Raw genomic sequence first — 18522 nt, forward strand, 5'->3', positions numbered from 1 at the left:
CACTTCAGCGCCGCCCGGGATTGCCCGGCGCGGTCGCGCGGTGACACACTCGCCGGCCCTGTGGCGAGGACCCGATGACCGACACCCCGATCCGATGGTTTCGCGACGGAAGGCTGGCGCGGCTGGTGCTGGACCGGCCGGCGCGCCACAACGCGATCAGCGCCGCGATGTGGCGCGCGCTGCCCGGGCTGTGCGCCGAGATCGATGCCGACCCCGAGGTCGCGGCGGTGATCGTCGAAGGCGCGGGCGGCCAGGCCTTCTCCGCCGGCGCCGACATCCATGAATTCGGCACGGTGTTTGCCGACGAGGCCTCGACCCAGGCCTACAACGCGGCGGTGCGGGCGGCGCTGCACGCGGTCGAAAGCCTCGACCGGCCGAGCATCGCCCTGGTTCGCGGCCTGTGCGTCGGCGGCGGCTGCGGCCTGGCCCTGGCCTGCGACCTGCGCTTCGCCGGCGCCCCCGCGCGGCTCGGCATCACCCCGTCGCGGCTCGGCCTCGCCTACAGCTTCGCCGACACCCGCCGGCTGGTCGCCACGGTGGGGCCGGCCCGGGCCAAGGACATGCTGTTCTCCGGCCGGCTGCTCGATGCGGCCGAGGCGCTGGCCATCGGCCTGGTCGACCGGGTGCTGCCCGACGACGCGGTCGAGGCCGTGGCGCTGGACTATGCCCGCACCCTGGCCGAGCGGGCGCCGCTGAGCCTGCGGGCCACCAAGCGGATGGTCGAGGCGATGATGGCCGGCGCCGATGCCGACACGGCCGAGACGGCGGCGCTGGTCGACGCCGCCTATCGCAGCGCCGATTTCCGCGAAGGCCAGGCCGCCTTCGCGGAGCGCCGCCCGCCGCGGTTCCGAGGGGCCTGAGCGGCTACCCCGCCCTCGGCCGCCGCAGCGCGGCCTGGACGACGAAGGTCATCAGCGCGCCGACCACCAGGCTGGCGGCCAGGAACCACATCGGCGCCAGCTTGCTGCCGGTGGCGTCGCCGATCCAGGGCACCGCGTTCTGGGCGATGAAGCCGCCGAGATTGCCGACCGAATTGATCGCGGCGATGCCGGCCGCCGCGGTGGCGCCGGTCAGGAAGGTCGGCGGCAGCGACCAGAACACCGGCTGCGGCGCGAAGATGCCGGCCGCTGCGACGCAGAGCAGGGCGAATTTGGCGGCATTGCCCGGCACCACCACGCTCAGCGCCAGGCAGGCCGCGGCGACCAGCGCCGGGATCACGATGTGCCAGGTCTGGTCGCCGGTGCGGGCGGCGTTGCGCGGCACCCACCACAGCGCGGCGGCGACGCAGACCCAGGGGATGATGTTCAGCAGGCCGTTGACGGTGTTCGACACGCCGAAGCCCTGCACCACGGTCGGCAGCCAGTAGCTCAGGCCATAGGCCCCGAGCGGGAAGGCGACGTAGAACACCGCCAGCAGCAGCACCCGGCCGTCGAGCAGGGCGGCGAACGGGTTGCCGTGCTGCACCTTGCCTTCCGCGTTCTCGCGCGCCAGCACGTCGCGCAGCCAGGTCTTCTCCGAACTGTCCAGGAAGGTTGCCTTCTCCGGGCTGTCGGGTAGGAAGAAATAGGTGACCACGCCCATCACCACGGCCGGGATGCCGGTGGCGATGAACACCCATTCCCAGCCCTTGAGGCCGAGCATGCCGTCGAGGTCCAGCAGCGCGCCGCCGACAGTGGAACCGACCGCGTTGGCGACCGCGCTCCAGGCCATGAACAGCCCGATCATGCGGCCGCGGAACTGTTGCGGGAACCACAGGGTCAGGGTGAACAGCACGCCGGGGAAGAAGCCGGCCTCGGCGACGCCCAGCAGGAAGCGCAGGACGTAGAACATCGTGGCGTTCTGGGTGAAGGCCAGCGCCAGGGTGACCAGGCCCCAGGTGAAGATGATCCGCGCCAGCCAGCGCCGGGCGCCGACCCGGGCCAGGATGACGTTCGACGGCACCTCGAACAGGAAGTAGCCGATGAAGAACAGCGACGCGCCCAGGCCATAGGCGGTCTCGCTGATGCCGAGGTCGCCGACCATCTGCAGCTTGGCGTAGCCGACATTCTGCCGGTCGATATAGGCGATCAGGTACAGGAGGCCGAGGAACGGCATCAGCCGCCAAGTGATCTTGGCGATCGTCTGCGGACGGGACTCGGGCAAGGCGTTTGGCTCCCACGAATCGTCTGATGATTGGACGTCTTGGCGGCCACCCAAGCCCGTTTGCGACAAAAGGTCAACCCGGGCAGAGGCTTGGCTGCATTCACGGAATCGACACAGGGGGATCACGCGACTGTAACCTCCCCTTGCTAGGCCACACACGCCGATGACGGTCGCCGGTCCGCCTCCCGAGGCCGGCGCTGCCCGTGACCGGACCGGAGTGTGCCATATGGCCGAGCTTGTGATCGAAGGACTGACCAAGAGCTATCGCGCGGTGAACGCGGTCGACGACGTCAGCCTGACGATCGCCCCGGGGCAGATGGTCGGCGTGATCGGCCGCTCCGGCGCCGGCAAGTCGACCCTGCTGCGGCTGGTCAACCGCCTGGCCGACCCCAGCGGCGGGCGCATCCTGTTCGACGGCGTCGACGTCACCCGGCTGAAGGGGCGGGCGCTGCGCGAATGGCGGGCGCGCTGCGCCATGATCTTCCAGCAGTTCAACCTGGTCAGCCGGCTCGACGTGCTGACCAACGTGCTGCTCGGCCGCATCGCCTATCACTGGACGCTGCCGTCGCTGCTGAAGCAGTTCGGCGAGCGCGAGCGGGCCTTCGCCATCCAGGCGCTCGACCGGCTGGACATGGCGCCGGCGGCGCTGCAGCGGGCCGACACCCTGTCGGGCGGCCAGCAGCAGCGCGTCGCCATCGCCCGCGCCCTGCTGCAGGAGCCCGAGGTGCTGCTGGCGGACGAGCCGATCGCCTCGCTCGACCCGCGCAACGCCAAGATCGTGATGGACGCGCTGCGCGCCATCAACCGCGAGGACGGCATCACCGTCCTGGTCAACCTGCACACCCTCGACACCGCCCGGCATTACTGCGACCGGGTGGTCGGCATGGCCAGGGGCCGCGTGGTGTTCGACGGCGCCCCCGAGGCGCTGACCATGGATGTGGTCGAGCAGATCTACGGGGTCGACGGAATGCGCGAGGCCTTCGACGAGCGCATCACCTCGACCGCGATCGAGCCCAGGACCGGCGAGCGCGAGCTGGTCCCGGCCTGAGCTCCAGCCGGACGGCGCCCGGCGCGGCGCCGGGCGTCCAATCACAATGCACTGGAAAGGGGTAGACCCATGTTCATGCGGCGCACGATCCTCGCAGCGGCCACGGCCGCCATCGCTCTCGCCGGCCTGGCCGGCACCGCCTCGGCGGCCGATCCGAGCTGGAAGAAGGACGTTCCGGTCATCCGCGTCGGCATCCTCGGCGGCGAGGCCGATGCCGACCGGCTGGCGCGCTACGACGGCTTCGAGAAGCTGCTCGAGAGCACCTTCAACGTGAAGGTCGAACTCTACCCGGCGTCCGATTATGCCGGCGTCATGCAGGGCATGGCGGCGGGCCAGCTCGACCTCGCCGAATTCGGCGCCTCGGGCTATGCCGGCCTGTGGCTGGACTGCAAGTGCGTCGAGCCGCTGGTGGTGACCAAGGAAGACGACGGGTCGACCGGCTATTTCTCGGTGCTCTACGTCAAGTCCGACAGCCCCTACCAGAAGATCGAGGACCTCAAGGGCAAGACCCTGGCCTTCGCCGACCCGAACTCGACCTCGGGCTACCTGATCCCGAACTTCCAGCTCAAGGACCAGGGCTTCGACCCGGCCAAGTTCTTCGGCTCGACCAACTTTGCCGGCGGGCATGAGCAGGGCGTGGTCGCGGTGATGAAGGGCCAGTACGACGCCGGCGTAACCTGGATCTCCGGCCAGGGCGACCCGGCGGTGGGCTACAGCCGCGGCGCGCTGCGCAGCATGGTCGACAAGAAGATGCTCGACATGAAGGATCTCCGTATCCTGTGGCAGTCGACGCTGATCCCGAACGGCCCCTGGGCCACCCGCACCGCCCTGCCGGAAGCCTTCCGCAAGGACATGCTGGAGTTCCTGACCAAGCTGCCGGTCGACCATCCGGACATCTACCAGGCGGTGGAGAAGGGCACGGGCTCCGGCTTCGCTCCGGTCACCAACGACTTCTTCTCGGCCATCATCAAGATGCGCGAGACCGAGGCGACCGCGCGCCGCAGCTGATCAACCCGTAGGTTGGGTTCGTCCTCGGGCGAACCCAACATTGCGCCGCCGGAACACTGTTGGGTTCGCGGTCGCGAACCCAACCTACGGATCATTGATGACCATTTTGACCGAAACCCGACCTTCCGACCCGGTCGCGGCCTTCGAGGCCGGGCGCCGGGCCCTGGCGCGCCAGCGTCGCCGTGCCACCCTGGTCGGGCTGGCACTGTTCCTCGCCGCCGTGCTGGTCGGGGGATATGTCGGGCAGTTCTTCCCGTCCAAGCTGGCCGCCGGCCTGCCGTGGATCGGCGAATACTTCCAGCGCACCCTGCCGACGCTGCATTGGGCCGACCTGCTGTCCGACAGCAAGACCCAGGGCTCGGTCGCCTATTGGTACTACCGCGCCGGCAGCTACGCCGTGCTGCTGTTCGAGACCGCCCAGATGGCGATCATGGGCACGGTGCTGGGGGCAGTGGCCGCGCTGCTGCTCAGCTTCCCGGCCTCGCGCAACCTGGTGCGCAGCCACTGGATCTACCATCTCAGCCGCCGCTTCCTCGAGATCTGCCGCAGCGTGCCGGACATCGTCTACGCGCTGTGCTTCGTCTGGGCCTATGGCGTCGGGCCGCTGGCCGGCATCCTGGCCATGGCGGTGCACACCACCGGCGCGCTGGGCAAGCTGTTCTCCGAGGTCAACGAGGCGGTCGACGACAAGCCGCTGGAGGGCATCCGCGCCGCCGGCGGCACCTGGGTCCAGATCATGCGCTTCGGCGTGCTGCCGCAGGTGCTGCCGAACTTCCTGTCCTATGTGCTGCTGCGGCTGGAGATCAACATCCGCTCGGCCTCGGTGCTCGGCTTCGTCGGCGCCGGCGGCGTCGGGCAGGAGCTCTACTATATCGTCAGCTTCAACTATTACGAGGAGCTGAGCGCCCTGGTGCTGATGATCGTGGCGGCGGTGACGCTGATCGATCTCGGCTCCGAACGGCTGCGCTCGGTCTTCATCTCGCGGGAGGCGCATTGATGGGGGCCCGCTTTGCTCGGATTCGTCCGATCGATGTCGACCATGCCCGCGCCGCCCTGCCGCGGGCCTTCGGCCGGCCGATGGGCGAGCGCCTGGTCCGCGCCGCGCTGCTCCTGCTGGCGCTGGTCTATCTCGGCTACCTCTTCTGGTATTTCAATGTCTCGCCGGCCCGGCTCTATGGCGGGCTGGTCAGCCCCAACGGGCTGTTCGTCATCATCGGCCAGATGGTCTCCTGGCACGGCATGGCCGATTGGGAGTACGGCGAGATCTTCGCCGCACTGGGCCAGACCATCGCCATGGCCTTCATCGGCACGCTGATCGCTTCGGTGATCGCCATCCCGCTCGGCTTCCTCGGTGCCCGCAACATCATGCCGCTCGGCGTCCTGCGCTTCGGCTTCCGCCGGCTGTTCGACGGTCTGCGCGGCGTCGACCAGCTGATCTGGGCCCTGGTGTTCGTGCGCGCGGTCGGGCTGGGCCCGCTGGCCGGCATCCTGGCCATCTGCGTCTCCGACATCGGCTCGCTGTCCAAGCTCTACGCCGAGGCGATCGAGACGGCGGAGAAGAAGCAGATCGACGGCGTGCGCTCGACCGGCGCGTCGAACCTGGCGGTGCTGCGCTTCGGCGTGCTGCCGCAGGCGATGCCGCTGTTCCTGTCGCAGGCGCTGTACTTCTTCGAATCCAACACCCGCTCGGCCACGATCCTCGGCATCGTCGGCGCCGGCGGCATCGGGCTGCAGATCTCCGAACGCATCAAGATCCTGGCCTGGGACCAGGTCGCCTTCATCCTGGTGTTGGTGCTGGTGACAGTGGCCGTGATCGACACCCTGTCGAAATGGCTGCGGCTGAAGCTGATCGGCCGCGAGGCGGCGCGGGGCTGAAGGGGGCTGGTCCGGAGGGCTTGGACGCTCACCCGCCGGGCCCGCCATGGCGGCCGCGGCCGAACGACCCGGCCGGCGCGCATCCGCCGCCCGGCATGCCTCCACCGCCGCAACCGGATCCGAACATCGGATCCGACCGCCTGTAGGCCAGATCCGAACCGCCGGGCGGCCGCCCGGCGGTCGGCCCCGCCGGTGCCGCGCTGCTCTGATCGCGGCTCCCCGGGGGAGTCTGCCTGCCGTCCGGTCCGGTCGAGCCTTGGAAACGCTGCCGCTCGTCGCCGATAGCGCGCGGGGGTTCGGGTGCCGTTCCGGTGCGGCCGATGGTGCTGCGCAGTCCGACCGCATCCAGGCCGCCGCCGGGTCGTCGCTGGAATTCGATGATCACGCGCTGCGGCTGGGTGCCCAGCGATCCGAGAATTCCCGCGGCGGCGGCATCCAGGCCTTGGCCCCAGCCGAATTCGCGGCGGCCGGCATCGGCGTAGGATTCGATGACGAGCCGGCTCACCGACCGGTCGAACCATCCCGCGGGGTCGGTCGCCAGGGCATCCTGCGATACGTCGTCGGCCACGAGCATGCCATCCACGTATCGTCCCGATACCGTCACGTCCTTCCCCAGATGGGTGGACAGGCGCGTCGTCGGCCGCAATGCGAGGGTGCCGATGTGCGGCGCGGCGGCGCTGCCGGACAGCGATCCGTGCACGACGATGCGGCCGGGATCACGCTTGTCGATCCGGGTCGCGACGATTCCGCCATCGGGCTCGGCGAAGCCGCTCACCGCCACCCAGTCACCCGGCTGCGGGGTGCTGTCGCCCCAGACGGCGTCGGTCAGGCGCACGCGCTGCCCGGAGACACGGAGGACGGTGCCGGTCGCGTCGACGGCTTCCACCGGGCCGGCGACCTCGTGGCGGATGGCGATGGCGCTGGCCTTCAGATGCGCACCGCTGCCCGTGGCGGTGATCACCGCGACCTGCCCGACCTGCAGCGCATGGCTCCGCGCCGGTCGCCCGTCGACCTGCACCGGCGTGTTCGGATCGAACTCCACCTCGATGCCGTTCACCCAGATGCTGCCGAAGCCGGTGACCACGCCGACGATGCCGGTGCCCCCCATGCCGCGATCCGCCACCGCATCCCGCGGCGCGATGCCGGTCCCGCCCACGCCCCGTTCGGCGATGGCCTGCGTCGATCCCGGCGCATTGGTCGCCGGTCCGCCGGCAGCCCCGGGGCCGGTCGGGCGGCTGCCGGGACCGGCCGACGTGCAGGACGCCAGCAGGACGAGGGCCAGGATGTGCGCGCGACGCATCACTGCGCCTTCTCCTCGTCGTTGGGATCGTCTTCGACATACACGTAGACACCGAGGTTGATCCGGCGCAGCGGCGCCCCCGAGGCAGGCGGCATCGCCCTGTCATCCGCGTCGGCCATCTCCTGCGCGATGCGGTTGACATCCGTCAGCAGGTGCTGCGCCGCTTCGCGGGCCGTGGTCTCCAGCTGCGCGGCCGTTTCTGGACGCAGTCGATCGTAGTGCATGCTGCGATCGAGGAATGGCGCCGGTCCGGCCGCCGCCACATTCTCGGTCGCGGCGGCGATGTGATCATGCAGATTCCGGGCGAAGTAGAAGAGCTGCTCCTCCCCGCCCGGCCGCGGGATGAAGGCGGCGGCGTCAAGGCAGACGCGGCCCTCGCCGTCCAGGAAGACGATGTGCTGGCCGATCCAGTCGTCGAGCACGGTTCTGGGACGCACGTCCCGCGTCACCGATTCGACCAGCCCCTCGAAGGACGCTTCGCCGGTTGAGCGGGCAATCCGCGGAAGGGGCAGCGCCCGGCCCTGCTCATCGGCATAGGGCGATCCGCCGAGCCAGCGGGCGATGATCTGGCTGCTCAGGGTCACCACCGGCGGCGTGCCGTCGTCCGGCGCGGTCTGCTGCGTCCGAAGCCGGCGGATCTCCTTTCGATGCACGCCGGTGAGGAGGCTGATGCGGCTGTCGGTCTGTGCCTTCGGTTCGGTCAGGAGATCGCGGGCGGCGACCTCGACATAGAGGCTGCGCAACAGGTCGGCCAGCACGGGAAAGGTCACGCCGCTGCGGATCAGCAGGCGGATCAAGGGCCGCAGCAGCCGCGCGAGCGGCTTGAGCAGGGCATCCGGGGCAGGCGGCGGGGAGGAGGGGAGCATCTGGTCGCAAGTGACGGTTCGGGCGCGATCCTAGCATGATGATTCGTGGGAAAAACACCCACATGGACGGGTTTTCATTTGACGTGGGAAAAACACCCACTCAAGTTTGTGGGATAAATTCCCACAAACGAGGAGCGCGGCCCATGCCGTTGTCGGAACCGATCGCCCCGCGCAAGCCACGGGCCACCTCGCCGGGGCCGTCAGTCGGCGACAAACCGGCCGAAGATCCGCCGGTGACCGACAGGGACAGGCGCCGGCGCGCCACGGCGGCCGTCATCGCGGTCGCCTTCATGACCGCCCTTGGACTGGCGCTCATGGACGCGGTCATCCGCCTGCTGTCGCAGTTTCCCATCAGCCAGCTGTCGCAATTTCCTTGAGGAGAGAGGCGATGCTTCAACCGATCCTGGCCATCCTGCCGTGGCTCGAACTCTACCTGCGGTCGCGTCTTCCTGCCGCCGACGGACCGGCCGTTCGCCGTGGCAGGCCGCTTTTCAGATCGCCGGCCTCGGACAGAAAGGATGGGCGGCCGTGACGGTCGCCTTGATGATCTGGGCCGCCATCGGACCGCTTCTGGCGTTCATGGTGGGCATCCTTGTCGGATCGCAGGATGACGACGAGACGCCGCCGCCCGAATGCGGGTGGCCCATTCCGGCCTATCCCTATGCCGAATCCTGGCGACAGCCGCCCGGCCGGGCCGTCGAACAGCCTCTCCCGGCCGCGGCGCGGCCGGGCGGGCGATGCGGATCGAAGGGGCAATGGCCGTGATCACCGCCCTCATCCTCTGGGCCGCCATCGGCCCTTCGATCGGGGTCGCGGTGGGCGCGGCGTTCGCGTCGCGGCATCGTGACGACGAATGGGATTCGGAGGCCGAGGATGTCGGCCTGCCCCGGCACGGCGCATACCCGCAGGCGCCGGGCGAGAGGGTCCGCCTCGATGCATGAAAAGAGCACATGAAAAGCAGGCGGCGCGGCCCGATCGAGCGCACTGCCGCGCCGCAGCCTAGCCCGGGGCGTCCGCAGGCTGGTCGCGCTCGCCCGGCGGCGCCGTCGCCGCCTCCAGCGCCGCGAGCCGCCGGGCGACGGACGCCGCCGCCTCCTGCTCGATGGCGCGGAACTCCTCGACCAGGGCCTCGCCGAAGGGCGTGAGGGCGGCCCCGCCACCCTGGGTGCCGCCGTGCCGGGTCTCGATCACCTTTTCGCGGAAGCAGCGGTTCAGGCTGTCGATCAGCAGCCAGGCGCGGCGGTAAGACATGCCCATGGCCCGGCCGGCGGCGGAGATCGAGCCGGTCTCGGCGACATGTTCGAGCAGGCCGATCTTGCCGGGGCCGAGCTGGCGGTCGGTGCCGGAGGGGTCGAAGTCGATGCGGATGCGCAGCCTGGGCATGATTGTGCGATCATAGGGGCGGGACGGGGCCGGGGGGAACTCGGCTCCGGAGCGTTCGTTATGACAGAACACAACAATGGGAGGCCATGATGTCTGCTGCCGAGCCGCGTCCGGCCGAGCCGGCGCTGGACGACAAGGTCGACGAGGCCATCGACGAATCGTTCCCGGCCAGCGACCCCCCGGCCACCCAGGCCGCCGTGACCAGCGGCGCGCCCGACCATGACGCCGACCAGCTGAGACGCAACACCCCGGTGATCGCGCTGATCGCCGTGGCCGCGGTGCTCGTCCTGCTCTGGGCCGTCTTCGGGTAGTCAGTTCCCCGGCAGGACCTTGCCGGGGTTGAGGATGCCGGCCGGGTCGAGGGCCTGCTTCAGCGACCGCATCACCGCCACGGCGTCGCCGTGCTCGTGCGAGAGATAGCGGATCTTGCCGTAGCCGATGCCATGCTCGCCGGTGCAGGTGCCGCCCATCGCCAGCGCCCGCATCACCAGCCGGTCGTGGAAGGCCTGGGCGGTCGCGATCTCCGCCGGGTCGTCCGGGTTCAGGATCATGCAGGTGTGGAAGTTGCCGTCGCCGACATGGCCGACGATCGGCGCCACCATGCCGCTGGCCTCGATGTCGGCCTTGGTCTCGACCAGGCAATCGGCGAGGCGGCTGATCGGCACGCAGACATCGGTCGGCATGCCGCTGCAGCCCGGGCGCAGGGCGATGCCGGCGTAGTAGGCCTTGTGCCGGGCCTCCCACAGCCGGGTGCGGTCCTCGGCCTTGGTGGCCCAGTGGAACTCGCCGCCATTGTGGTCCTGGGCCAGCGCCTTGACCGTCTCCGCCTGCTCCGCCACCCCGGCCTCGGTGCCATGGAACTCGAAGAACAGGGTCGGAGCGACCTCGAGGTCGAGCTTGGAATAGGCGTTCGAGGCGCGGATCTGGACCTCGTCAAGCAGTTCGATCCGGGCGACCGGGACGCCGAGCTGGATGGTGGCGATCACGGTGTTCACGGCATCGGCGATGGTCGGGAAGGCGCAGACCGCCGACGAGATCGCCTCCGGGATGCCGTACAGCTTCAGCGTCACCTCGGTGATGATGCCGAGCGTGCCCTCCGAACCGACGAACATCCGGGTCAGGTCGTAGCCGGCCGAGGATTTCCGCGCCCGGCCGCCGGTGCGGATGATGCGGCCATCGGCCAGCACCACGGTCAGGCCCAGCACATTGTCGCGCATGGTGCCGTAGCGCACCGCATTGGTGCCCGAGGCGCGGGTCGCGGCCATGCCGCCCAGGCTGGCATCGGCGCCGGGATCGATCGGGAAGAACAGGCCGGTGTCGCGCAGATATTCGTTCAACTGCTTGCGCGTCACCCCGGCCTCGACCGTGCAGTCGAGGTCTTCGGCCGAGACCCGCACCACCCGGTTCATCTGCTGGAGGTCGATGGTGACGCCGCCGCGCAGCGCCGCGATGCCGCCCTCCAGCGAGGTGCCGGTGCCGTAGGGGATGACCGGGATCTCATATTGCGCGCAGATCCGCATCACCGCCGCCACCTCCTCGGTCGATTGCGGGAAGGCGACGCCGTCCGGCGGCATGGTGGGGTGGTAGGTCTCTTCCCGGCCATGCTGCTCCCGCACCGCCGCGGCGGTGGAGAAGCGGTCGCCCAGCAAGGCGCGCAGGGCGGCGGCGGCACGGTCGTCGAGGGCGGGGCGGGGGGACAGCGTGACGGCCATGATCCGGCTCAATTATCAGACATAACGGATGTCGACCTTATGCCGGCATCCGGCAGCCGACAAGCGGCCAGCGCTGCCGGGCTCAAAGGGTCATTTCCAATCCGGAACGGCGTTCTGCCATAAGGTTTGTTACAATCGTCATGAAAAAGCCATGCCCCGTGCCCATCAAGGAGTCGGGGCAAGATTTGGATTGAAGCGATCCGGCGACCTGCCGTCGTCGACGTTCTGTTTGGGGGGTATGCATATGAACAGGCGTATTTCAGCGTGGCTTGTCGCCGCCGCTCTGGCGGCCGTCATGGTTCCGACCAGCGCCTCGGCGCAGTTCGAGGGACTTCTGAACAACATCTTGCCGGGGGTCACGAGTTCCGATTCCGGCAGCCCGGCGTCCAGCGGTGACGCTGCGGCGCAGGTCACGGCGATCAGCGGGGCGCCGGGGGCGGATGTCGAGACCGGCGACAGCGTCTATCCCGGCCAGACCATCAATCTCGGCAGCAGCGGGCGCCTGACCCTGGCCTATGCCGGGGGCTGCAGCATCGAGACCATTCGCGGCGGCGTCGTCACCATCGGTGCCGGGGCCAGCCGCGTGGCCGGCGGCCAGGTGTCGACCAGCAACACGTCCTGCAGCCGCAGCCAGGTCGCGCTCAACGCCGGGTCGTCCGAAGCCGGCGCGGGGGTCAACCGGGTCGCGGTCAACGCGCGTTCGGCCGAGGCCGGCGCGGGGGTCAACCGGCTGGGCGAAACTCCGTTCAGTGCGAAGCTCTGGGACGAGACCACCGTCTCTTCCGCCCGGCCGCAGTTTTCCGGTGCCGGCGGCTCGGTCCGCATCGTGATGCTGGACGCGCCCTCGCCGCAGACGGTGTGGGAAGGCCAGGGCGGCAGCGGCTTCCGCTATCCCGGCGACGCGCCGAAGCTGCAGACCGGCGTGCCCTACAGGATCGAGGCGGCGGGCCTGTCGGCGGTGTTCTCGGTCGATCCGGGCGCCAAGGGCGCGGGCAGCATGGTCGTGCTGCGCTGAGGCGCAGGGCTCCCAGCCCCCGATTCAGTGAAACAACGGGATGCGCAGGTTCCGCCGCATGGTCGTGGCCCTTGGCATCGGCACCGTCCTGGGCAGCAGCATGCTGCTGCCCAACGCCGATTTCCTTCAGCGCCTGGGGATCGATCCGCTGCTGTGGATCGACCAGCCCCTCGGCCTGACCCACCGGCCGCTGCCGGCTCACCCGCCCGTCGCGGTGGTGGCGGTCCGCGAGGAGACCTATCGCACCGCGCCGCTCAAGGACCGGCCCAAGGTGGCGTGGACACCCCAGTTCGGCGACGTTCTGGCCGGGCTGGCCGCCGGCGGCGTCGCAGTGATCGGGATGGACGAGATCTTCCCGACCACGCTGGACCACCCCGACCTCGTGCCCCGATACGACCGCAGGTTGCGGCAGGTGCTGGGCGCCATCGGGCCGGCGGGCAAGGTGGTGCTGGGCTATGCGCCCTACGGCGACCAGATCGTGGGTCCCGACCAGGGCCTGGTCATCGCGCTCGGCGGGGAGGGCGGTGAGGGCGATAAGAATCTGAGTCCGATCAACCTGGTGACCGATCCGGACAACGTGGTGCGGACCTATCCGGACACGCAACCGCTCACGCAGGGCGGGACAGTGCGCAGCTTCGCGGCGGAGCTGGCGACCCGGGCCGGCTATGCCGTGCCCGCCGGCGATTCGGTGATCGACTTCACCATCGCCCCGCGCGAGCTGCCGATCTATGAATTCGCCGATATCGCCGCCTGTGCCAAGAGCCAGCAGATCGACTTCTTCCGCCGCGAATTCGCCGGCCGCATCGTCATCGTCGGTCTGATCCTCGACACGGAAGACCGGCATATCACCGCGCGCCGGCTGCTGGCGGAACGGTCGGACCATGAGCCGGCGGCGCGCTGCGGCCCGGCCCTGAGCCCGGGCGTCGGCGCCGGGGGGCGGACGACCATGGCCGGCACGCTGGTGCATGCCATCGCGGCGACGACCTTCGCCCTCGGCCGGGCGCCGCTGATGCTGCACCCTGCCGCCGCGGCCGTGCTGGTGGGGATGTTGTCGACCGTGCTCGGCGCGCTGCTGTTCCTGCTGGCGCCAGGCCGGGGCCTGCTGGCGCTGCTCGCGGCCGTGCTGGTCGCCGTGCTCGCGTCGCTGCACGCGCTGGGCAGCGGCATCGTCCCGCCGCTGGTGCCGATCCTGCTGGCCTGGGCGCTGACCTTCACCGCGATCTATGTCTACCGCTTCGTGGTCGAGGACCGGACCCGGCGGCGCGTGGTCAACGCCTTCCGGCACTATCTGGCGCCGTCGCTGGTCGACCGGCTGGCCGAGAACCCCGACGGGCTGACCCTGGTCGGCGAAACCCGGCCGGTGACCATCGCCTTCTACGACATCGTCGGCTTCACCAGCCTGGGCGAGCGGCTGGAGAAGGAGCCGGAGCGGCTGGTCGCGGTGGTGAACGGGCTGCTGGCCCGGGTCGCGGATTCGGTCGAACGCCATGGCGGCTATGTCGACAAGTTCATCGGCGATTCGGTGATGGCGATCTGGGGCGCGCCGCTGCCCGACCCCTATGCCGCCGAACACGCCGTCGCCGCCGGGCTCGACGCCTTCGCCGCGCTCGACGCTTACAATGACAGCTTCATGCGTGAGCAGGGGCTGCCGCCGCTCGGGCTGCGCGCCGGCATCAATTCCGGCGACGCGGTTGTCGGCAATGTCGGGTCGCCGACCCGCCTGAACTACACCGTGCTGGGCGATGCGGTGAACCTGGCCTCGCGGCTGGAGGGCGCCAACAAGCTCTACGGCAGCCAGCTGATGATCGGCGAGGCGACCTACCGCCAGCTGCCGCGCCGCTACCTGATGCGCCGGCTGGACCACCTCGTGGTCAAGGGCAAGGCGCGGCCGGTCAAGGTCTATGAGGCGATCGGCCTGGCCGGGGACGTCGCCCCCGAGCGGGCCGATGGCGTGCGACGGTTTCACGCCGCGCTCGCCCTCTACTACCGCCGCCGCTTCGCCGAGGCGGCCGACCTCTTCGCAGCGCTGGCGGACAAGGATCCCGCCGCCGCGCTCTACCGCGACCGCGCCGCCGGCTATGCCGAGACGCCGCCGCCGGCGGATTGGGATCGAAGTTATATTCTGACCACGAAATGAGGGGGCATCATTGATCGACTCATGGAATCCGATCCTGCGCCGGCGCGGTTTTCTCGCCGGCGCCGGGACCAGCCTCGCGGCGCTCGCCCTGAGCGGCTGCCAGACCCTGCAGAACTATGCCAACGATCCCCTCTCGGCGATGAACACGGCCAATGAGCTGTTCACGTCGAAGAAGATCTCGCCGGGCGAGGAACTGGGCATGGGCGACGGCCTCTACCCGCGCCTGATCGCGGCGTCCGGCGGGTCCTATTCGAACGCCCGGGTCCAGTCGGCGGTGCGACGCTTCGCCGAGCCCATCTTCCGGACCTCCAAGCGCCAGTTCCGCTGGGAGATCACGGTGCTGGACGACAACACCCCCAACGCCTGGTCGCTGCCGGGCGGCAAGCTCGGCATCAACAAAGGCATGCTGCGCTACGTCGCCACCGAGACGGAGCTGGCGGCGGTGATCTCGCATGAGATGGGGCATGCCGAACTGAGCCACCAGATCCAGGAGCTGGACGACAAGGGGCGGCTCGATAAGATTCTCTCGTTCGGCAAGGGCGTGGCCCAGACCGAGATCAGTGCCAGCGCCGGATCGCTGAGCGGGGTGGTCGAGCCCCTGAGCAAGGCGGCTCTGGATGAACTCCAGGGCCCGATCACGGATCTCATCACCTCCGGCTACTCCCGGGACCACGAGCGCCAGGCCGACGCCTATATCCTGGCCGTGTTCCGCACCACCGGCTACGACCCGCGCCAGGCCTCGGCGGTGTTCAAGACCCTGGATTCGCTGGTGCCGCCGGGCGAGGACAAGACCACCTCACTGTTCTCGTCGCATCCCGACACGCGCGAGCGGATCGAGCTGCTGGACGCGGCGGCCGCCAAGCAGCCGGCCGGCGGCGGTGGCGGCGGGGGCGCGGAGTTCGAGCAGATCAAGGCGGTGTTCCCGACCCGGCGCTACTACCTGCGCAACCCGGCCGAGGCGAGCTGAGCGGCGGTCCCCGGCCCCCGCGTCGCCGCGCCCTCTCTGCGCCGGCCCCCGACGCTGCTATGATGGCGGCGAGGGCGGCGTCTCGACGAGCGGATCGGTGGAATGAGTGTCTGGGGAAAGATCGTCGGCGCGGCTGCGGGGCTCGCCATGGGCGGCCCGATCGGCGGCCTGATCGGGGCCGTGGCCGGCCATGCCGTCGACTGGTATCGCGGCCAGCCGGCGCCCGATGGCGACGCGACGCAGCACATCGCCTTCACGGTCGGCGTGATCGCGCTGGGCGCCAAGATGGCGAAGGCCGACGGCACGGTGACGGCGGAGGAGGTCACGGCCTTCCGCGAGGTCTTCCGCGTGCCCGAGGCCGAGGAGCCGAATGTCGAGCGCCTGTTCAACCTGGCGCGCCGCGATTCCGCGGGGTTCGAGCCCTATGCCCGGCAGCTGGCCGGCATGTTCCACGACCGGCCGGAGGTGCTGGAGGAACTGCTGCAGTGCCTGTTCCACATCGCCAAGGCCGATGGCGACGTGAAGCCGGCGGAGCTGGAGTATCTGCGCGCCGTCTCCCGGTTGTTCGGCCTGACCGCGGCGGATTTCCACCGGCTGTGCGCCGAGGAATGCTCGGGCTGCGACGTCGATCCCTACGGCGTGCTGGGGGTCGAGCCGCAGATCGACGACGAGAGCCTGAAGGCGGCCTATCGCCGGCTGATCCGCGAGCACCATCCGGACCGGCTGATTGCCCGCGGCGTGCCGGCGGACTTCCTCAGCGTGGCCACCGACAAGATGGCGCGGATCAACGCCGCCTACGACATCATCCGGCGCGAGCGCAAGCTGGCCTGACCGCGCCGGCTGGCCGTGTGGGCGGGCTCTTCGCACCCATCATCGTCATTGCGAGCGCAGCGAAGCAATCCATGGCGCCGCCTGGCATGGATTGCTTCGTCGGCTGCGCCTCCTCGCAATGACGGGGGAGGGGCGGGCGAACTGAAGAATTAATTTATTCAAATACTGAAATTAAGCATAAATTGCTATGATTTTTTTCCTGCATCTCTGCAGAAAAATCGATTATCAAAGAAGAATTGATCAAAGCATGTTGGTCCTGAAGACCTGGGCGGCCTGAATGGTCGGGACGGTCGGGCGGGCCGCCGGCGTATCGGCTCAGGAGGCGCATTTGACCGGAACCCCATTGTTCTCAGGCGCGCGAGGCGCCTCGCGCGCGACCCGGGCCCCACGTGCCGGACGGCGCAGCGTTCTGATCCTGTCGGGCCTGCTGGCGCTGGGATATGCGGCTCCGGCGCTGGCGCAGATGCTGCCGCTGCCGCCGGGCGTGGTGGTGACCGGCCCGGTCTTCCGCCGGGACGGGTCGACGGTGCCCTTCGTCCGGACCGGGGCCGACGCCAACAGCTACATCTTCAGCACCGCGCCGACCGAATCCTTCGTGAACACGGCCCAGGCGGCGGTGGTGCGGACCACCGCCGACACCCAGTATGTCCGCGTCTACACCCAGGGCACCACCCGGGCGGTCGGCGGCTTCATCGCCGGCTCCGACACCGTGCGCGGGCTGACGGCGGCACAGATCAAGGACCGGCTGGCCCTGCCGTATCTGCCGGATTCCATCACCATCGTCCGGGTGCCGGCGGGCACCTGCATCCTGACCGGGACCGGCGCCCCGATCCTGGGCAACTTCCCGGCCAACCCGCCGTCGATCCCGGTCGGCGGTCCCTGGGGCGGCGGCGGCACGGCGCAATCCCTGCTGATCGGGCGCTCCGACGACCCGAACTGCGCCAACCCGCAATTCCTGCCGGCCGACGCCTATGCCAACCAGCAGCTGATCGGCGCCAAGGCCCTGGCCTATGCGCCGCGCGCCGGCGGCGGCAATGCCGGCGCGGTCGCCCAGGCCCTGGACCGGGCCACGCCGCCGCAGCTCTTCGGCGACATGGATCACGTCTACAACAGCCTCGACCTGCTGAACATCGGCGACCAGGACCCGCTGCGGTCGGCGCTGCAGCAGCTGGACGGCGAGGTCTATGCCGACCTGCCGTCGGTCGAGATCGCCGGCGCCCAGGCCTTCCTGAACACGCTGCAGCAGCAGATGCGCCAGTCCCGCACCGGCGGAACCGGGCCGGCCGGCGGGGTGGCCACGGGATCGGGCGGGACCGGGACGCCGAACGCCTGGATCGCCGGCCTGGGCAATTTCGGCCGGCTATCGGGCCAGGCCGACACGCATGATGTCGACTTCGACACCGCCGGCGTCGCCATCGGCTTCGACCATCGCCTGGACGAGGCCCTGGCCGTCGGCGGGGCGCTGGCCCTGTCGACCAGCAGCTTCAACACCCGGGGGCTGTCGGGCGACGGCGACCTCACCACCGTCTCCCTCGGCCTCTACGCCAGCTATTCCCCCGCTGCCTGGTATGTCGACGGCGCGCTGGGCTACGCCCATGGCTGGGGCGCGGTGAGCCGGGCGATCTCCTTCCCGGGCATCGACCGCTTCGCCGCCGCCGACACGGATTCGAACCAGTTCCTGTCGAACATCGAGGCCGGCTACCGCCTGGCGCTGGGCGACAGCACCGACCTCACGCCCTTCGCGGCGTTCCAGACCATCGTCATCGGCCAGGACAAGATCACCGAGAGCGGGGCCGGCGCCATCGACCTCGAGATCGGCGGCCGCACCGTGACCTCGGCCCAGGGCCAGTTGGGCGCCGAGCTGGCGCAGCGCGTCGACATCGGGCTGGACGCGCCGCTCGGCCTGTCGCTGCGGGCGGCCTGGAGCCATGATGTCGGCGACACCGACCGGTCCTTCGACGGCCGGTTCGAGGGCTCGGATGCGGCGTTCACGGTGGACGGCGCCCGCGCGCCGCGCGACCAGGCCAGGATCGGCGTCGGTATCAGCCTCCAGGCGCAGGCGGTGAACCTGTTCCTGCGCTATGACGGCAGCTTCGCCGGCGACTACCGCAGCCAGGCTGCGACCGGGGGGTTGCGCTTCAGCTTCTAAGCCGCCGACAGCCGCCTCGGGGCCTGCCCCGGGGTGGCTATGCCTTTCGTCCCGCGTCAAACCCCTCGCCGATCGGGTGTATATCGGCC

The 18522-nt window shown here is 69.8% G+C and carries 19 protein-coding genes; 14 read left to right on the forward strand and 5 right to left on the reverse strand.

Annotated features, from left to right (window positions below; genetic code table 11):
- Nucleotides 1–74 precede the first annotated feature (74 nt).
- Nucleotides 75–860: an enoyl-CoA hydratase-related protein gene (locus E9232_RS02325; RefSeq protein WP_309791893.1), complete on the forward strand. Its 786-nt coding sequence runs from the start codon at nucleotides 75–77 to the stop codon at nucleotides 858–860.
- Between the two features lie 4 nt (nucleotides 861–864).
- Here E9232_RS02325 and E9232_RS02330 read toward each other — a convergent pair whose 3' ends face one another.
- Nucleotides 865–2142 carry an MFS transporter gene (locus E9232_RS02330; RefSeq protein WP_309791894.1) on the reverse strand — a complete coding sequence of 426 codons (1278 nt, stop codon included), beginning with the start codon at nucleotides 2140–2142 and terminating at the stop codon, nucleotides 865–867.
- Nucleotides 2143–2368: 226 nt separating this feature from the next.
- Between E9232_RS02330 and phnC the strand changes: the two genes are divergently transcribed.
- The 4 genes from phnC (at nucleotide 2369) to phnE (E9232_RS02350) (ending at nucleotide 6073) form a co-directional block, all read left to right on the forward strand.
- Nucleotides 2369–3190: a phosphonate ABC transporter ATP-binding protein gene (phnC, locus tag E9232_RS02335; protein ID WP_309791895.1), complete on the forward strand. Its 822-nt coding sequence runs from the start codon at nucleotides 2369–2371 to the stop codon at nucleotides 3188–3190.
- Between the two features lie 69 nt (nucleotides 3191–3259).
- Nucleotides 3260–4198, forward strand: coding sequence for a phosphonate ABC transporter substrate-binding protein (phnD, locus tag E9232_RS02340; protein ID WP_309791896.1), 939 nt, complete (start codon nucleotides 3260–3262; stop codon nucleotides 4196–4198).
- A 97-nt stretch (nucleotides 4199–4295) separates the two neighbouring features.
- Entirely contained in the window at nucleotides 4296–5195 is a 900-nt protein-coding gene (gene phnE / locus E9232_RS02345) for a phosphonate ABC transporter, permease protein PhnE (RefSeq protein WP_309791897.1), read from the forward strand.
- Entirely contained in the window at nucleotides 5195–6073 is an 879-nt protein-coding gene (gene phnE / locus E9232_RS02350) for a phosphonate ABC transporter, permease protein PhnE (RefSeq protein ID WP_309791898.1), read from the forward strand. The genes phnE (E9232_RS02345) and phnE (E9232_RS02350) overlap by 1 nt, the downstream gene beginning before the upstream one ends.
- Before the next feature lie 28 nt (nucleotides 6074–6101).
- Here phnE (E9232_RS02350) and E9232_RS02355 read toward each other — a convergent pair whose 3' ends face one another.
- Nucleotides 6102–7373 carry a DUF5666 domain-containing protein gene (locus E9232_RS02355; RefSeq protein WP_309791899.1) on the reverse strand — a complete coding sequence of 424 codons (1272 nt, stop codon included), beginning with the start codon at nucleotides 7371–7373 and terminating at the stop codon, nucleotides 6102–6104.
- Nucleotides 7373–8239 (reverse strand): DUF6502 family protein, encoded by an 867-nt coding sequence (locus E9232_RS02360; RefSeq protein ID WP_309791900.1) that lies wholly within the window; start codon nucleotides 8237–8239, stop codon nucleotides 7373–7375. The genes E9232_RS02355 and E9232_RS02360 overlap by 1 nt, the downstream gene beginning before the upstream one ends.
- A gap of 143 nt (nucleotides 8240–8382) precedes the next feature.
- On the opposite strand from E9232_RS02360, the gene E9232_RS02365 reads away from it, so the two are divergent.
- The 3 genes from E9232_RS02365 to E9232_RS02375 all read left to right on the forward strand — a co-directional run bounded on the left by E9232_RS02365 (nucleotide 8383) and on the right by E9232_RS02375 (nucleotide 9180).
- Nucleotides 8383–8616 (forward strand): hypothetical protein, encoded by a 234-nt coding sequence (locus E9232_RS02365; RefSeq protein WP_309791902.1) that lies wholly within the window; start codon nucleotides 8383–8385, stop codon nucleotides 8614–8616.
- A 151-nt stretch (nucleotides 8617–8767) separates the two neighbouring features.
- Entirely contained in the window at nucleotides 8768–9004 is a 237-nt protein-coding gene (locus E9232_RS02370; protein WP_309791903.1) for a hypothetical protein, read from the forward strand.
- The gene (locus E9232_RS02375) at nucleotides 8995–9180 is read left to right on the forward strand and encodes a hypothetical protein (RefSeq protein WP_309791904.1); all 186 of its coding nucleotides are present in this window, start codon (nucleotides 8995–8997) and stop codon (nucleotides 9178–9180) included. The genes E9232_RS02370 and E9232_RS02375 overlap by 10 nt, the downstream gene beginning before the upstream one ends.
- Nucleotides 9181–9238: 58 nt before the next feature.
- On the opposite strand, the gene E9232_RS02380 is transcribed toward E9232_RS02375, so the two are convergent.
- Nucleotides 9239–9622, reverse strand: a complete 384-nt coding sequence (locus E9232_RS02380; RefSeq protein WP_309791905.1) for a winged helix-turn-helix domain-containing protein — start codon at nucleotides 9620–9622, stop codon at nucleotides 9239–9241.
- Nucleotides 9623–9711: 89 nt separating this feature from the next.
- Between E9232_RS02380 and E9232_RS02385 the strand changes: the two genes are divergently transcribed.
- Nucleotides 9712–9933 (forward strand): hypothetical protein, encoded by a 222-nt coding sequence (locus E9232_RS02385; protein ID WP_309791906.1) that lies wholly within the window; start codon nucleotides 9712–9714, stop codon nucleotides 9931–9933.
- Here E9232_RS02385 and E9232_RS02390 read toward each other — a convergent pair whose 3' ends face one another.
- Nucleotides 9934–11334 carry an FAD-binding oxidoreductase gene (locus tag E9232_RS02390; RefSeq protein WP_309791907.1) on the reverse strand — a complete coding sequence of 467 codons (1401 nt, stop codon included), beginning with the start codon at nucleotides 11332–11334 and terminating at the stop codon, nucleotides 9934–9936.
- 295 nt (nucleotides 11335–11629) lie between these two features.
- Here E9232_RS02390 and E9232_RS02395 point away from each other — a divergent pair, with 295 nt between their 5' ends.
- From E9232_RS02395 to E9232_RS02415, 5 genes are all read left to right on the forward strand, one after another.
- The gene (locus tag E9232_RS02395) at nucleotides 11630–12349 is read left to right on the forward strand and encodes a hypothetical protein (protein ID WP_309791908.1); all 720 of its coding nucleotides are present in this window, start codon (nucleotides 11630–11632) and stop codon (nucleotides 12347–12349) included.
- 58 nt (nucleotides 12350–12407) lie between these two features.
- Nucleotides 12408–14486, forward strand: a complete 2079-nt coding sequence (locus E9232_RS02400) for an adenylate/guanylate cyclase domain-containing protein (RefSeq protein WP_309791909.1) — start codon at nucleotides 12408–12410, stop codon at nucleotides 14484–14486.
- A 10-nt stretch (nucleotides 14487–14496) separates the two neighbouring features.
- Nucleotides 14497–15453, forward strand: coding sequence for a M48 family metallopeptidase (locus tag E9232_RS02405; protein WP_309791911.1), 957 nt, complete (start codon nucleotides 14497–14499; stop codon nucleotides 15451–15453).
- Between the two features lie 102 nt (nucleotides 15454–15555).
- On the forward strand, nucleotides 15556–16284 hold the full coding sequence (locus E9232_RS02410) for a TerB family tellurite resistance protein (RefSeq protein ID WP_309791912.1): 729 nt from the start codon (nucleotides 15556–15558) through the stop codon (nucleotides 16282–16284).
- A gap of 328 nt (nucleotides 16285–16612) precedes the next feature.
- Nucleotides 16613–18433: an autotransporter domain-containing protein gene (locus E9232_RS02415; RefSeq protein ID WP_309791913.1), complete on the forward strand. Its 1821-nt coding sequence runs from the start codon at nucleotides 16613–16615 to the stop codon at nucleotides 18431–18433.
- Nucleotides 18434–18522: the final 89 nt, after the last annotated feature.

The sequence above is a fragment of the Inquilinus ginsengisoli genome (assembly GCF_031453975.1).
Lineage (GTDB): Bacteria > Pseudomonadota > Alphaproteobacteria > DSM-16000 > Inquilinaceae > Inquilinus > Inquilinus ginsengisoli_A.

Coding starts and splice junctions, on each gene's coding strand:
- E9232_RS02325 (WP_309791893.1), top strand. CDS start 75: ATGACCGACACCCCGATCCGATGGTTTCGCGACGGAAGGCTGGCGCGG.
- phnC (WP_309791895.1), top strand. CDS start 2,369: ATGGCCGAGCTTGTGATCGAAGGACTGACCAAGAGCTATCGCGCGGTG.
- phnD (WP_309791896.1), top strand. CDS start 3,260: ATGTTCATGCGGCGCACGATCCTCGCAGCGGCCACGGCCGCCATCGCT.
- phnE (WP_309791897.1), top strand. CDS start 4,296: ATGACCATTTTGACCGAAACCCGACCTTCCGACCCGGTCGCGGCCTTC.
- phnE (WP_309791898.1), top strand. CDS start 5,195: ATGGGGGCCCGCTTTGCTCGGATTCGTCCGATCGATGTCGACCATGCC.
- E9232_RS02355 (WP_309791899.1), bottom strand. CDS start 7,373: ATGCGTCGCGCGCACATCCTGGCCCTCGTCCTGCTGGCGTCCTGCACG.
- E9232_RS02360 (WP_309791900.1), bottom strand. CDS start 8,239: ATGCTCCCCTCCTCCCCGCCGCCTGCCCCGGATGCCCTGCTCAAGCCG.
- E9232_RS02365 (WP_309791902.1), top strand. CDS start 8,383: ATGCCGTTGTCGGAACCGATCGCCCCGCGCAAGCCACGGGCCACCTCG.
- E9232_RS02375 (WP_309791904.1), top strand. CDS start 8,995: ATGGCCGTGATCACCGCCCTCATCCTCTGGGCCGCCATCGGCCCTTCG.
- E9232_RS02380 (WP_309791905.1), bottom strand. CDS start 9,622: ATGCCCAGGCTGCGCATCCGCATCGACTTCGACCCCTCCGGCACCGAC.
- E9232_RS02385 (WP_309791906.1), top strand. CDS start 9,712: ATGTCTGCTGCCGAGCCGCGTCCGGCCGAGCCGGCGCTGGACGACAAG.
- E9232_RS02390 (WP_309791907.1), bottom strand. CDS start 11,334: ATGGCCGTCACGCTGTCCCCCCGCCCCGCCCTCGACGACCGTGCCGCC.
- E9232_RS02395 (WP_309791908.1), top strand. CDS start 11,630: ATGGTTCCGACCAGCGCCTCGGCGCAGTTCGAGGGACTTCTGAACAAC.
- E9232_RS02400 (WP_309791909.1), top strand. CDS start 12,408: ATGGTCGTGGCCCTTGGCATCGGCACCGTCCTGGGCAGCAGCATGCTG.
- E9232_RS02410 (WP_309791912.1), top strand. CDS start 15,556: ATGAGTGTCTGGGGAAAGATCGTCGGCGCGGCTGCGGGGCTCGCCATG.